A 14,038-nucleotide genomic window follows, 5' to 3' on the forward strand; every position below is an offset into this window, starting at 1 on the left:
CGATGAGCCTGAGCCATCTCATTTCGATCCGCGATCTGACGCGCGAGGAGGCGGTTCTGATCCTCGACACGGCGGAGCAGATGGCCGCCACACAGAACCGGGGCATCAAGAAGCTCCCCACGCTTCAGGGTAAGACCGTCGTCAACCTCTTTTTCGAGGATTCGACGCGCACGCGCATCTCCTTCGAGACCGCCGCCAAGCGTTTGAGCGCCGACGTCATCAACTTCCAGGCCCGAGGTTCCTCGGTCTCCAAGGGGGAATCTCTCAAGGACACCGCCCTGACCCTGCAGGCAATGGGAGCGGACGCTGTTGTGGTACGCCACTCCTCGTCGGGAGCCGCCCACCGACTCGCGCACGCCGGCTGGATGAACCTTCCCGTTCTCAACGCGGGAGACGGCACCCACCAGCATCCCACCCAGGCACTGCTCGACGCGATGACGCTCAGGCGCCACTACGCGACCGGGGGAGGGTCCCCGCACGCGGGCACGGGACTCGATGGAGCGCACGTGGTTATCGTCGGCGACATTCTCCACTCGCGGGTCGCGCGCTCCAACGTCGATCTTCTCACGATGCTCGGTGCCCGCGTCACCCTCGTTGCACCCCCCACGCTCCTGCCCATCGGCGTGGAGGCCTGGAAGTGCGGAACATCCTACGACTTTGATGATGCGATCGCGTCTCGGCCCGACGCGGTCATGATGCTGCGGGTCCAACGCGAGCGGATGTCCGGAGCGGGAGGCGGGTTTTTTCCCTCTCCGGGCGCCTATCACTCTGAGTACGGGCTCACTCCCGAACGCTTCGCACGCCTCGACCCTCACGCCGTGGTGATGCACCCGGGCCCGATGAATCGCGGCCTCGAGATCTGCGCCGAAGCAGCCGATTCGGACCAATCAGTAGTCGTCGAACAGGTGGGCAACGGCGTGTGCATCCGCATGGCCGCGCTCTATCTGCTCCTCGCATCGGAAGGACAACGCAATGACTGAACAGACCCGCGACATTCTCATCACGGGGGCCTCATTGCTCGGAAAGGGCGCGACGGACATTGCGCTCTCCCGGGGCGTGATCGTTGGCATCGGCCCCGACGCGTCAGGCGCTCTGACCGATCCGCGCGTCATTGACGCAGCAGGTCTCATCGCCCTGCCCGGCCTCGTCGACATGCACACGCACCTGCGTCAGCCGGGCGGAGAGGATGCCGAAACGGTTTTCACCGGGACGCGCGCGGCGGCCGTCGGAGGCTACACGGCCGTTCACGCCATGGCGAACACCACCCCGACTCAGGACACGGCGGCCGTCGTTGATCAGGTGCTGCGTCTGGGGGAGGCGGCCGACTGGGTGGAGGTGCGCCCAGTTGGCGCGGTGACGAAGGGCCTGGCTGGCAAGCAACTCGCGGCCCTGGGATCCATGGCTCGCTCACGCTCGCGCGTGAGGGTCTTCTCCGACGACGGAAAGTGCGTCTCCGACCCCGTCCTGATGCGCCGCGCGCTCGAGTACGTCAAGAGCTTCGGCGGCGTCATCGCTCAGCACAGTCAGGATCCCGAGCTGACCGAGGGCTCGCAGATGAACGAGTCGCCACTGTCGGGCCAGCTGGGCCTGGCGGGATGGCCGGCCGTCGCCGAGGAAGCCATCATCGCTCGCGATATCCTGCTGGCCAAGCACGTCGGCTCGCGCCTGCACGTGTGCCACCTGTCCACGGCTGGATCCGTCGACATTGTTCGCTGGGGCAAAGCGCAGGGCGTCAACATCACCGCCGAGGTGACGCCCCACCACCTGCTACTCACCGAGCAGCTCGCCTCCACCTACGACCCGCTCTTCAAGGTCAACCCGCCGTTGCGACGCTCCGAAGACGTCGAAGCCGTGCGCGAGGGCTTGGCCGACGGCACGATCGACTGCGTCGGGACCGACCACGCCCCCCACCCTCTCGAGATGAAGGACTGCGAGTGGCAGGCCGGCGCCTTCGGAATGACCGGACTGGAGACGGCGCTTCCGATCATCATCGAGACGATGGTCGACTCCGGTCGCATGACGTGGGAGGACGTCGCCCGCGTCATGTCCACCGCTCCGGCGCGCATCGGAGGGGTCGACACCCAGGGGCGAGGCCTCGTCGAGGGCGCACCCGCGCACGTCACCCTGGTTGACGCCTCGGTTCGTACGACGGTCGATCCCGCCGCACAGTGGACGAGGTCGACCAACTGCCCGTATCGCGGCATGGAACTTCCGGGTCAGGTGCGCTACACCATCTACGGCGGTGTGCCGACGGTCGTTGACGCCGCCCCGATCGCTAAGGAGGACCGATGACGTCGAGCAATACCGCTCTGCTCGTGCTGGAGGACGGAACCGTCTTTCGGGGACGAGCGTGGGGCTCTCGCGGCCGCACCCTCGGCGAAATCGTCTTCTCGACCGGCATGACGGGATACCAGGAGACCCTCACCGACCCGTCGTACCACCGCCAGATCGTCGTCATGACGGCTCCGCACATCGGCAACACGGGGGTCAACGACGAGGACCCCGAGTCCTCACGGATCTGGGTCGCCGGCTTCGTGGTACGCGACGGCGCCAGGCGCGCATCCAACTGGCGTTCTCGGCGCGAACTTGAGGACGAACTCCTCGCGCAGGGAATTGTTGGCATCGCGGACGTTGACACTCGCGCCGTCACCCGACACATCCGCGAGCGCGGAGCCATGCGGGCGGGCATATTCTCCGGTGACGCGCTCCCCGCCGGCGCGCTCTACCTGGCGGAGGAGGCCATCACCTCCCTGGTACGCATCGTGGCCGAGTCTCCGGCGATGAGCGGCCAGGCCCTGGCCGCGCAGGTGTCGACCGAGGAAACGTACGTCGTTGAGCCGCTCGGCGAGTTCGAGGGTGCTGACCCCCTTGCTCGTGTCGTGGCCGTCGACCTGGGTATCAAGTCGCGTACCCCGTACCACCTGGCTGCGCGAGGAGCGCGCGTCTATGTCGTCCCCTCCACGGTCTCCTTTGCCGACATTGAGTCGCTGAACCCCGACGGCGTGTTCTTTTCCAACGGTCCCGGTGATCCCTCCACGGCCGACCGGGAAGTGGGCGTTCTACGCGCCGTGTTGGATGCGGGCATCCCCTACTTCGGCATCTGTTTTGGTCACCAGCTCTTTGGACGAGCCCTCGGCTACGGTACCTACAAGTTGAACTATGGTCATCGCGGTATCAACCAGCCCGTCAAGGACCTGGAGACCGGGCGCGTGGAGATCACCGCGCACAATCACGGCTTCGCCGTGGACGCCCCCGTGGGTTCGGATTCTGTGGCGCCTTTTGACGCCGGCCGCTACGGGCGTATCACGGTCTCACACGTCGGGCTCAACGACGGTGTCGTGGAGGGCCTTCGAGCCCTCGACATTCCCGCCTTTTCTGTCCAATTCCACCCCGAGGCGGCGGCCGGCCCCCACGACGGGGAGCTGCTCTTCGACCGCTTTATGTCGCTCATGATCGCCGCTAAGGAGAACCGCTGATGCCCCGCAGGAACGATCTTTCTTCCGTTCTCGTTATTGGGTCCGGTCCCATCGTGATCGGCCAGGCCTGCGAGTTCGACTACTCGGGCACCCAGGCGTGCCGCGTGTTGAAGGAAGAGGGACTGCGCGTCATCCTCGTCAACTCCAACCCGGCCACCATCATGACGGACCCCGGCATTGCGGACGCGACCTACGTCGAGCCGATCACGCCCGAGGTGGTCGCCTCGATCATCGAGAAGGAACGCCCCGACGCTCTGCTGCCCACCCTGGGTGGACAGACGGCCCTCAACACGGCGGTTGCGCTCTCGGAGATGGGCGTGCTGGAGCGCTTCGACGTCGAGCTGATCGGTGCGTCTATCGACGCGATTCGCGCCGGCGAGGATCGTGAAGAGTTCAAGGCGATCGTGGAGCGCTCGGGCGCCGAGGTCGCACGGTCGTTCATCGCTCATACGCTGGAGGAATGCCACGCGGCGGCGGCCGAGCTCGGCTATCCGCTTGTCGTTCGCCCCTCCTTCACCATGGGTGGTTTGGGCTCGGGGTTCGCCTACACGCCCGAGGACCTGGATCGCATAGCGGGGCAGGGGTTGGCCGACTCGATCACCACCGAGGTGTTGCTCGAGGAGTCAATCCTCGGTTGGAAGGAGTACGAACTCGAGTTGATGCGCGACAAGGCGGACAACGTCGTGGTCGTGTGTTCGATCGAGAACGTTGACCCCGTCGGAGTGCACACGGGCGATTCGATCACGGTTGCGCCCGCGCTGACGCTCACGGATCGCGAGATGCAGCGCCTGCGCGACATCGGTATTGCGGTGATCCGCGCGGTGGGCGTTGACACGGGAGGCTGTAACATCCAGTTCGCGGTCCACCCCGAAACCGGCCGCGTCATCGTCATCGAGATGAACCCGCGCGTCTCGCGTTCCTCCGCGTTGGCATCGAAGGCGACGGGCTTCCCGATCGCGAAAATCGCGGCGCGCCTGGCAACCGGTTACACCCTCGATGAGATCCCCAACGACATCACGGGATCCACCCCGGCGTCCTTCGAGCCCACGCTCGACTACGTGGTCGTCAAGGTGCCTCGCTTCACCTTCGAGAAGTTCCCGGCGGCGGATCCGACCCTGACGACGTCGATGAAGGCGGTCGGCGAGGCCATGGCCATTGGGCGCTGCTTCACCGAGGCGTTGCAAAAGGCGCTGCGCTCGATCGACAAGGGGGGTGTGCAGTTCCACTGGGACGGGCAGGCTCCGACTCCCGAGCAGACGAGGTCGCTCGTCGCGGCCGCCGCTACGGCCACCGAGGGCAGGCTCGTGCAGGTTCAGCAGGCGATCCGTGGGGGAGCGAACCTGTCCGAGCTCTTCGAGTCCACGAAGATCGATCCGTGGTTCCTCGACCAGATGTTCCTTCTCGACGAGGTCGCGCAGCGGATCCGCCAGGCCGAGGCACTCACCGGCGCCGTGTTGGCGCAAGCGAAGCGTCACGGCTTTTCGGACCGCCAGATCGCAGCGATCCGCGGCCTGTCGGAGGAGACCGTGCGCGAGGTGCGAGGGGCCTTCGCCATCCATCCCGTCTTTAAGACGGTCGACACCTGCGCCGCGGAGTTTGCCGCCCGCACGCCCTACCACTACTCGACCTACGATCAGGAGAACGAGGTTCGCCCGCGAAGCCGCGAAGCGGTGATCATTCTCGGAGCGGGTCCGAACCGGATCGGCCAGGGAATCGAGTTCGACTACTCGTGCGTGCACGCGGCCATGGCGCTACGCGAGCACTACGACACGATCATGGTCAACTGCAATCCGGAGACGGTTTCGACCGACTACGACATCTCGGACAGGCTGTACTTTGAGCCTCTCACGCTGGAGGACGTGCTGGAGGTCTACCGGGCGGAGTGCGCGGCCGGCCCCGTCAAGGGAATGATCGTTCAGCTCGGAGGCCAGACCCCGCTGTCGTTGGCCGCCGACCTGGAGCGCGCGGGTGTGCCGATCCTGGGAACGAGCCCGCACGCGATTGACATGGCCGAAGACCGGGAGGAGTTCGGCAAGGTCCTGGAGGCCGCGGGCTGCCCGGCGCCCGCGCACGACACCGCCCACACGCCCGAGCAGGTTCTGTCGATCGCGCATCAGGTGGGTTACCCCGTGCTCGTTCGCCCGTCCTTTGTTCTGGGAGGACGCGGCATGGCGATCGTCAATGACGAGGCTGGAATGCGCGACTACCTGGAGAACCATGACGCGGACCTTCTCTTCTCGAGGGGCCCATTGCTCATCGATCGCTTCCTGGACGCAGCCATTGAGATCGACGTCGACGCACTGTACGACGGTCAAGAACTATTCATGGGCGCGATCATGGAGCACATTGAGGAAGCCGGGATTCACTCCGGCGACTCTTCGTGCGTTCTTCCCCCGATGACCCTGTCCGCACGGGAGCTGGAGCGTATCACCGACTCAACCGAGGCGATCGCTCGCGGGGTGGGCGTGCGCGGACTCATCAACATCCAATTCGCCCTGCTCTCCGACACTCTCTACGTGATCGAAGCAAATCCGCGCGCCTCGCGTACGGTTCCTTTCGCATCGAAGGCAACGGGCGTGCAACTTGCCAAGGCCGCCGCGCTCATTCAGGTAGGTGCCTCGATCGCGTCGCTGCGCGCGTGCGGGGTCCTTCCCACCCGGGACGCGCGCACGATTCACGACGGGGGCTCCATCGCGGTCAAAGCGGCGGTCTTGCCCTTCAAGCGATTCCGCACGCGCCGAGGCGAAACCGTCGACACGGTGCTCGGTCCGGAGATGCGTTCCACCGGTGAGGTGATGGGCATCGACCGTGACTTCCCGACCGCCTTCGCCAAGTCGCAGCTCGGCGCCTCCACCGACATGCCGACCTCGGGCACGATCTTCATCTCGATCGCGGATACGGATAAGCGCGCGATCGTGCTCCCCGCTGCGCGGATGGCCGAGCTGGGCTTCACGATCCTGGCGACCTCAGGCACTGCTTCCGTCCTGCGGCGAAACGGGATCGAGGCGCGCGCGGTGCGCAAGTCCTCGGAGGGGCGGGGCAAGGATGGGGAGCCCACGATCGTCGACCTGATCAACGATGGCTCCATTAACATGGTCGTCAACACACCGCAGCGATCCGCTCCCCGAAATGACGGCTACCAGATTCGCGCGGCGGCGGTGGCACAGGATTGCCCGGCGGTGACGACGCTGCAGGCCTTCAACGCGATGGTTCAGGCCATTGAGGTCCGCAAGCGCGGCGCGTACGCCGTTCGTTCCCTTCAGGAGTGGGACGCTCGTCGAACGGAGGAGACACGATGACGCACACGACAACATCCGCGTCGCCCGGCTTCGGCGACCGCCTCTATGCCGCTATGCGCGAGCACGGCCCAGTGTGCGTCGGTATCGATCCACACGCCTCGCTTCTGACATCCTGGGGACTCACTGACGACGCCAATGGGGTGCGCGAGTTCTCGCTGCGCGTCATCGATGCGCTCGGGGGGCGGGTGGCGGCTTTCAAGCCTCAGTCGGCGTTCTTTGAGAGGCACGGCTCACGAGGCGTGGCAGTCCTTGAGGAGGTGATCGCCGCCTGTCGCGAGGTTGGATCGCTGAGCATCGTGGACGCTAAGCGCGGAGATATCGGCTCAACGATGGATGGCTACGCCCAGGCCTACCTCGCCGATTCGTCTCCGTTGGCAGGCGACGCGGTCACGCTGTCACCCTACCTTGGGGTCGGCTCACTCGCGCCCGCACTCGAACTGGCACGGCGCACCGGTCGGGGCGTCTTCGTCCTCGCGCTGACGTCGAACCCCGAGGGGGCGTCCGTGCAGCACGCTCGCGGAGCCAGTGGCGCGAGCGTCGCGGGGGACGTTGTGTCCCAATTGGCGGAATTTAACGCAAGCTGTGACAAATCGCACCTTGGTCCCGCCGGGATCGTCGTCGGCGCGACAGTCGGGGACGCGATCAAGCGACTCGGCCTTGATCTTTCGGCTCTGCGCGGGGCGTTTTTGGCTCCAGGAGTGGGTGCGCAGGGAGCGGGAGCGGCGCAGGTCAGGCAGGTTTTCGCCGGGGTTGAGGACGCCGTTCTCGCCTCTTCCTCGCGCGCGATCCTGTCTGCTGGCCCTAGCATGAGCGCCTTGCGTCAGGCATACCTGGCGACAGCCGGTTCGTTGCAATAGTCTGTCCCAATAGCTAAGAGTGACCCGTTTGATCTGGCAATCATGCTCTGATTGGTGACATAGTTTATTTACCGAAGATACCAACGGAGGAGATGATCAGAATGGCACTACCTGATCTCACGCCGGAACAGAGGGCACAGGCTCTCGAGAAGGCAACTCAGGCACGTCGGCGTCGCGCCGAGGTGAAGAACGCGCTCAAGGCGCGCTCGATGAACCTATCCGAGGTTCTTGAACTCGCCGACTCCGACGAGGCCGTGGCGAAGATGAAAGTCGTTTCGCTTCTTGAGTCCCTGCCTCGCGTCGGTACGAACACCGCCGCAGTCCTGATGGACGAGTACAAGATCGCTCAGAGTCGGCGCGTGCGCGGCCTCGGTCCGGTCCAACGCAAGGCTCTCGTTGAGCGTTTCGGCTGAGCCCTCTGGGCGTGGCACACTTGTGTCATGACTCAGGCTCAATTGACCGTTCTCGCCGGACCGACAGCCGTCGGAAAGGGTACCGTCGTCGCAGCCCTCACCAGGCGCTATCCGCAGCTACGGGTATCGGTGTCCGCCACGACGCGCGCTCCTCGCCCAGGTGAGAAGGAAGGCGTTCACTACTTTTTCGTCTCCCCGCAAGAGTTCGACGACATGATCGAACGCGGAGACATGCTTGAGTGGGCACTCGTTCACGGGACCAACAAGTACGGCACGCCCCGCGGCCCGGTTGACGAGTCCCTGAACGCGGGCGTGCCTGTGCTTCTCGAGATCGATCTGGACGGCGCTCGCCAGGTGCGGGCCACCAGGCCCGACGCTTGCTTCATTTTTCTTGCGCCACCCTCGTGGGAGGAACTTGAGCGTCGGCTGATCGGGCGCGGAACCGAGGGACCCGAAGAGCGCGAGCGGCGCCTACGCACGGCCAGGATCGAGATGGAGGCCGCCTCCGAGTTCGATCACGTTGTGATCAACGACGACATCGAGCGCACGGTGGATGAGCTGGCTGGACTCATTGGCCTGGAGTAGTATCTACCTGAATCAGCCACTGAGAGGAAGACACGCATGTCCGGAATTGTTGCCCAGCCCGTGGGTATTACGTCTCCACCCATTGATGATCTGCTGGAGCACGTCGATTCCAAGTACGCGCTGGTCATTTTCGCGGCAAAGCGCGCCCGCCAGATCAATTCCTACAACCTGCAGCTCCAGCAGAACATGATTCAGTTCGTGGGCCCGGTCGTTGATGTTCAGCCCGACGAGAAGCCCCTGGCCGTGTCGCTGCGCGAAATCAACGAGGGGATGCTCTCGCTCGAGTCCAACCCTGAGGCCTGACCATGGCGAGCGTTGTCGTCGGTGTGACCGGCGGCGTCGCGGCATTCAAAGCCCCCATCGTGGTCCGCGAGTGTCAACGCGCGGGCCACGACGTGCGTGTGGCTGCGACCTTGTCCTCTCTGGACTTCGTTGGCCGTTCGACGTGGGAGGGCATCACCTCCCGTCCTGTCGCCGTCGACATCGCGGGGGAGGGGCGCGCTGAGCACGTGGAGCTCGCTCGCGTCGCGGACCTGATCATCGTCGTCCCGGCAACGGCCAACACGCTCGCCAAGCTCGCAGCTGGCTTCGCCGACGACATGGTGTCGCTCACGGTTCTCGCCAGTGCCGCTCCGGTCGTCGTCGCGCCCGCCATGCACTCGAACATGTGGCTGGCGAGCGCCACGCAGGCCAATGTGGCAACATTGCGTCGCCGCGGCGTGCACGTGATCGACCCCGAGACGGGCGCGCTGGGTTCGGGAGACAGCGGAATCGGGCGCCTGGCCGATCCGGTGTCGATCGCACGGCAGGCGTTGGCCCTGCTCACGGCGGGCGGGCATTCGGCCCAGGCGCGCACCCTGGCGGGCCGCACGATCGTCGTGACCGCCGGGGGCACACGCGAACCCATCGACCCGGTGCGCTACCTGGGAAATCGTTCGTCGGGGCGCCAAGGTGTGGCGATCGCGAGCGCCGCGGCGCGCGCGGGAGCACGCGTACGCCTCGTCGCGGCCAACATCGACGCCTCCGTCCAGGCACTGGTTGCACCGGGAGTGGAGGTGCACTGCGTCGGCAGCGCGATGCAGATGCGCGATGCGACGATGGAGCTGGTGGGCGACGCCGATGCCCTGGTCATGACGGCCGCGGTGGCCGACTTTCGCCCAGAGCACACCCTTGGCGCCAAAATGAAAAAGGATCCCGGCTCAACCGATGCACCAAGCCTGAGCCTGATACGTAACCCGGACATTCTCGCCGAGATTAGCCACGGCCCGCATCGGCCCCCTCTCGTCATCGGCTTTGCGGCCGAAACCGGCACCGACGAGGAGATCATGGCTTTCGGGGCCGACAAGGCGGCCCGCAAAGGGGCCGACTACATCGCCGTCAACCGCGTGGGGGAGACAACGGGTTTTGGTGACGTCCCCAACGAGATCCGCCTTCTTGACGCCACCGGAACTCTCGTCGATCGTTACGTGGGTTCAAAGGATGACGTCGCTGCAGGTCTGATTGCTCGGGCTGCCGCTTTCCTTGATAACCTGAAGCGGTGAGTCAACAGCTTTTCTCTTCCGAGTCCGTCACTGAAGGCCACCCCGATAAGGTGTGCGACCGCATCTCCGATGCGATCTTGGACGCTCTGCTCGAGGTGGACCCCCGTTCTCGCGTCGCCGTCGAAACAATGGCTGCCACCGGCCTCATTCACGTCGCCGGTGAGGTCACGACCGAGGCCTACGTGGAGATCCCCGAAATCGTACGCCGGGAGATCCTCTCCATCGGCTACGACTCCTCGCGCGTGGGCTTTGACGGGGCTTCTTGCGGAGTCTCGGTATCCCTCGACGGTCAAAGCCCCGACATTGCAGGCGGCGTCGACGAGGCCCTGGAAGTGCGCGGTTCTCGCAGCACGGACCCCCGGGATCGCCTGGGGGCCGGCGACCAGGGCATCATGTTCGGCTACGCGTGCGCCGACACGCCCGATCTCATGCCCGCACCGATCTGGCTCGCCCACCGCCTCGCCAAGCGCCTCACCGACGTGCGCAAGCAGGGGATCGTTGAGGGTCTTCGCCCCGACGGCAAAACCCAGGTCACGCTCGCCTACGACAACGACCGCCCGGTGGGCATCGACACGATCGTGGTGTCCACCCAGCACGACGAGTGCATGAGCCAGCTGGCCGTCGCTGATGCCGTGCGCACCCACGTCATTGAGCCGGTCATCGACGAATCCGGCCTTGACCTGTCCACCTCAGCCATGAAGACGCTCATCAATCCCTCGGGTCGTTTTGTGCTGGGCGGACCAGCTGCCGACGCGGGCCTGACGGGCCGCAAAATTATCGTCGACACCTACGGCGGCATGGCACGCCACGGCGGAGGAGCGTTTTCCGGCAAGGATCCGTCAAAGGTTGACCGCTCCGCGACCTACGCTGCTCGCTGGGTCGCGAAGAACGTGGTTGCCTCCGGAGCCGCGCGCCGCTGCGAGATTCAGCTCGCCTACGCCATTGGGCGGGCGCACCCGATCGGCCTGTACGTCGACACCTTCGGCACGGCATCGGTTAGCGAGGACAAGATTGCACACGCGATCCGCGAGGTGTTTGATCTCCGTCCTCTCGGCATGATCGAAGACCTCGACCTGGCGCGCCCCATCTACCGTGACACGGCGGCGTACGGCCACTTCGGGCGCGAACAGTTCCCGTGGGAGGCGACGAATCGCGTCGAGCAGCTCAGGGCCGCGCTTCAATGAGCGCCTCGCCAGAAGCCGAGGATCTTCTGCCCTCCCGCGAGACCGAGAGTGCTCGGCGCTCGTGGCGTCGGCGCACGAGCGTCGAGATGGTGATCTCGGGGATAATCGGCCTTGTCACCTCCTTCGTTCTCTCGATCGAGGCGTGGCAGCTCGCTGCCGATTCCTCCGCGCGCTTCGGGTGCGATATTTCCTCGGTGCTGTCGTGTTCGGCCGTCGCCCAGACGTGGCAGGCACGCATCCTGGGCTTTCCCAACGCTTTCCTCGGCATCTTCTTCGAGGCGGTCGTGCTCGCCATCTCAGTCGCCCTATGTGCCGGGGTGAGATTTCCCCGCTGGTACATGCTCGGCACAAACCTGCTCTACACGGTTGCGCTCTTCTTCGCCTTCTGGCTCTTTTCGCAGTCGTACTTCGTCATCCAGGTCCTGTGCCCCTGGTGCCTGCTCATCACGCTCACGACAACCCTGGTCTTCGCCGGCTTGACTCGAATCAACGTCCGCGACGGCGTGATTCCCGCGCCCCAGGGGCTGCGTCGGGCGGTCGCCCAGGGCCTCGACTGGGCGCTGTGGGGCCTCATCATCTTCGGCGTCATTGCGATGGTGGTCGCCAAGTACGGCGTGAAGCTTCTGGGCTAGGAGTCACGCACGTGAGCATGCTCTGTGCTTGACTGGGTTCATGACTTCCATGCAGGGCATGCTTGAGGGCTTCGAGGCGCCGTCAACGCGCAGCGCCGACGTCGCGCGCGTCCTCGTTGACGTTGATCTGCCCCACATGGATAGGCCTTTGGACTACATAGTGCCGGCCGGGCTCGCCGACGCAGCCGTCGTGGGTTCCCTCGTGCGCGTACGCCTGTCCTCCGCGAGGATCGACGGCTGGATCGTTGAGAGAACCAGGCGGGAGGTGGGCGAGGGAACCGCCAGCCTCGAGTCCGTCGTGTCTTCGACTCCCGTGCTTACGCCATCCATCTACGAGACCGCGCGCCGCATCGCGGCACGTTTCCTTGCCACGACGTCTCAGGTACTGTCCCTCGCCATCCCGCCCCGCCACGCGCGCGCGGAGCGAGAGGCGCGTGACGAGAATGCTCCCACCTGGCCCACGGTCACCTCGGATCATGTGGGCCTCGGCTGGGAGGCATATCCGGCCGGGGAGGCGCTCGTGTCCCGGTTGCGGGCGGGGGAGTCACCGCGTGCCATAGCCACGATGCTGCGCCCGCGCCTGCGTGGCTGCCTGTCCGAGGCCGTCGCGTCGACGGTCGCCTCTAGGCGCTCCGTCATCGTCGTGACGGCAACCGGCGAGCAGGCTGGACGCTATGCGCGGGAGCTGTCCGAAGACCTTTCGATCCCGGTATCGCTGGCGGGTTCGGAGGTGGCTGCCGAGAAGCGCTACCGCCTCCACGTGGCTGCCTCGCTCGGACGTGTTCCGGTCGTCGTGGGAACGCGATCGGCCGTGTGGGTTCCCTGCTCCCGACTCGGCCTCATCATCATCGTCGACGACGGCGATGACCGCCTGCGCGAACGCCGCTTCCCCAGGTGCGATGCGCTTGATGTGGCGGTTCAACGGTGCGCGGTGGAAGGCAGTGGCCTCCTTGTCGCGTCGTCAGCGCGCTCGGTGAAGGCTCAGGCGCTTGTACGCTCAGGCTGGGCCGTCGGGATCGAGCCAACGCCCCAGGCCCTGCGCGAGGCCACGCCACGCGTCCACCTCCACGGCAGCACCCAGGCCGAGCGCGAAGGCGCTGGCGGCCTCATGCGCATCCCGCAGGCAGCGTTGCGGATGATTCGCGGGGCGCTGCGCTCCGGACCAGTCCTCATCCAGGTCGCGTCTGCGGGATACTGGCCGACCGTCGTGTGTCGCCGGTGCGAGGAGCGTGCCCGCTGCCGCACGTGCTCGGGCCCCTTAAGCGCCGAGGCCGACGGGGTCGTGTCGTGCGCGTGGTGTGCCCGCCAGCAGCAGTCCTGGCGGTGCCCCCACTGTTCGGGAACCCAGCTGCGAGCAACCCGCGTCGGCTCCACACGCACCGCCGAAGAGATCGCCAGAACGCTGCGCGACGTGTCTGTCCTCGAGTCCTCCGCCGCACACCGCATCAGCCGTCGGCTACCGGCGCGACCGACCGTCGTCGTGGCCACGGCGGGCGCCGAACCACCCGTCGATGACGGCTACGCCGCCGCCGTCATCCTCGACGCCCCCGCGCTCGCCGGACGACCCGAGCTGTGGGCACCCGAGGAGGCCGCGCGCCGATGGCTTGACGCGCTCTCCCTGGTCAGGCCGGGGCACCCCGGCCTCATCGTCGGTTCCATCCCCGACTCACTCGGGCAGATGCTCGTGCGCTGGGCTCCCACCGAGTACGCCGAACGCCTCCTGGACGAGCGGGAGGCTCTTGGCTTCTTCCCCGCATCAACGATGGTCGCGCTCGACGGAGCGGCCGCACAGGTACGTCAGGTCGCCGACCAGGTTGTTCGTCAGGGCGGCGCCGAGCTCGTTGGAACGGTCGTTCGTCCCGCCACGCGGGAGGGGCAGGAGAACGAGGTGCGCACCCTTGTGCGCGCGCCGCTGGCACGCTCGGGTCACATGCTTCGGGTGCTCACGGACATCCGTCGGTCGCGCAGCGCACGCAAGGCGCCTACCGTCGCAATGAGCGTCAACCCACCCGAGCTCTTCTGAGTGCGGCCACGCACCGTGCCGTAGACTG

General features: G+C 66.0%; 12 protein-coding genes. All 12 read left to right on the forward strand.

The annotated features are described in order from the left end of the window. Window positions 1-2: 2 nt before the first annotated feature. The 12 genes from HMPREF9006_RS00305 to HMPREF9006_RS00360 all read left to right on the forward strand — a co-directional run bounded on the left by HMPREF9006_RS00305 (window position 3) and on the right by HMPREF9006_RS00360 (window position 14,010). Window positions 3-980: an aspartate carbamoyltransferase catalytic subunit gene (locus HMPREF9006_RS00305; protein ID WP_009211528.1), complete on the forward strand. Its 978-nt coding sequence runs from the start codon at window positions 3-5 to the stop codon at window positions 978-980. Continuing rightward, entirely contained in the window at window positions 973-2,292 is a 1,320-nt protein-coding gene (locus tag HMPREF9006_RS00310) for a dihydroorotase (RefSeq protein ID WP_009211529.1), read from the forward strand. The genes HMPREF9006_RS00305 and HMPREF9006_RS00310 overlap by 8 nt, the downstream gene beginning before the upstream one ends. Next, window positions 2,289-3,476 (forward strand): glutamine-hydrolyzing carbamoyl-phosphate synthase small subunit, encoded by a 1,188-nt coding sequence (gene carA / locus HMPREF9006_RS00315; RefSeq protein WP_009211530.1) that lies wholly within the window; start codon window positions 2,289-2,291, stop codon window positions 3,474-3,476. The genes HMPREF9006_RS00310 and carA overlap by 4 nt, the downstream gene beginning before the upstream one ends. Next, window positions 3,476-6,775 carry a carbamoyl-phosphate synthase large subunit gene (gene carB / locus HMPREF9006_RS00320; RefSeq protein ID WP_009211531.1) on the forward strand — a complete coding sequence of 1,100 codons (3,300 nt, stop codon included), beginning with the start codon at window positions 3,476-3,478 and terminating at the stop codon, window positions 6,773-6,775. Before carA ends, carB begins: the two co-directional genes overlap by 1 nt. After that, on the forward strand, window positions 6,772-7,632 hold the full coding sequence (gene pyrF, locus HMPREF9006_RS00325; RefSeq protein WP_009211532.1) for an orotidine-5'-phosphate decarboxylase: 861 nt from the start codon (window positions 6,772-6,774) through the stop codon (window positions 7,630-7,632). Before carB ends, pyrF begins: the two co-directional genes overlap by 4 nt. 101 nt (window positions 7,633-7,733) lie before the next feature. Then, entirely contained in the window at window positions 7,734-8,045 is a 312-nt protein-coding gene (gene mihF, locus HMPREF9006_RS00330) for an integration host factor, actinobacterial type (RefSeq protein ID WP_007589281.1), read from the forward strand. A gap of 27 nt (window positions 8,046-8,072) precedes the next feature. Next, window positions 8,073-8,630 (forward strand): guanylate kinase, encoded by a 558-nt coding sequence (gene gmk, locus HMPREF9006_RS00335; protein WP_009211533.1) that lies wholly within the window; start codon window positions 8,073-8,075, stop codon window positions 8,628-8,630. Window positions 8,631-8,666: 36 nt separating this feature from the next. Beyond that, on the forward strand, window positions 8,667-8,933 hold the full coding sequence (gene rpoZ / locus HMPREF9006_RS00340; protein ID WP_009211534.1) for a DNA-directed RNA polymerase subunit omega: 267 nt from the start codon (window positions 8,667-8,669) through the stop codon (window positions 8,931-8,933). Window positions 8,934-8,935: 2 nt separating this feature from the next. Next, a complete protein-coding gene (gene coaBC / locus HMPREF9006_RS00345; RefSeq protein ID WP_009211535.1) occupies window positions 8,936-10,171 on the forward strand; it encodes a bifunctional phosphopantothenoylcysteine decarboxylase/phosphopantothenate--cysteine ligase CoaBC in 1,236 nt (411 codons plus the stop codon). After that, window positions 10,168-11,355 (forward strand): methionine adenosyltransferase, encoded by a 1,188-nt coding sequence (gene metK, locus HMPREF9006_RS00350; protein WP_009211536.1) that lies wholly within the window; start codon window positions 10,168-10,170, stop codon window positions 11,353-11,355. Before coaBC ends, metK begins: the two co-directional genes overlap by 4 nt. Next, window positions 11,352-11,987 (forward strand): vitamin K epoxide reductase family protein, encoded by a 636-nt coding sequence (locus HMPREF9006_RS00355; protein ID WP_009211537.1) that lies wholly within the window; start codon window positions 11,352-11,354, stop codon window positions 11,985-11,987. Before metK ends, HMPREF9006_RS00355 begins: the two co-directional genes overlap by 4 nt. A gap of 40 nt (window positions 11,988-12,027) precedes the next feature. Continuing rightward, entirely contained in the window at window positions 12,028-14,010 is a 1,983-nt protein-coding gene (locus HMPREF9006_RS00360) for a hypothetical protein (protein ID WP_009211538.1), read from the forward strand. The last annotated feature ends 28 nt before the right edge of the window (window positions 14,011-14,038 follow it).

Origin of the sequence: Actinomyces sp. oral taxon 180 str. F0310, from assembly GCF_000185285.1 — a bacterium.
Classification (GTDB): Bacteria; Actinomycetota; Actinomycetes; order Actinomycetales; family Actinomycetaceae; genus Pauljensenia.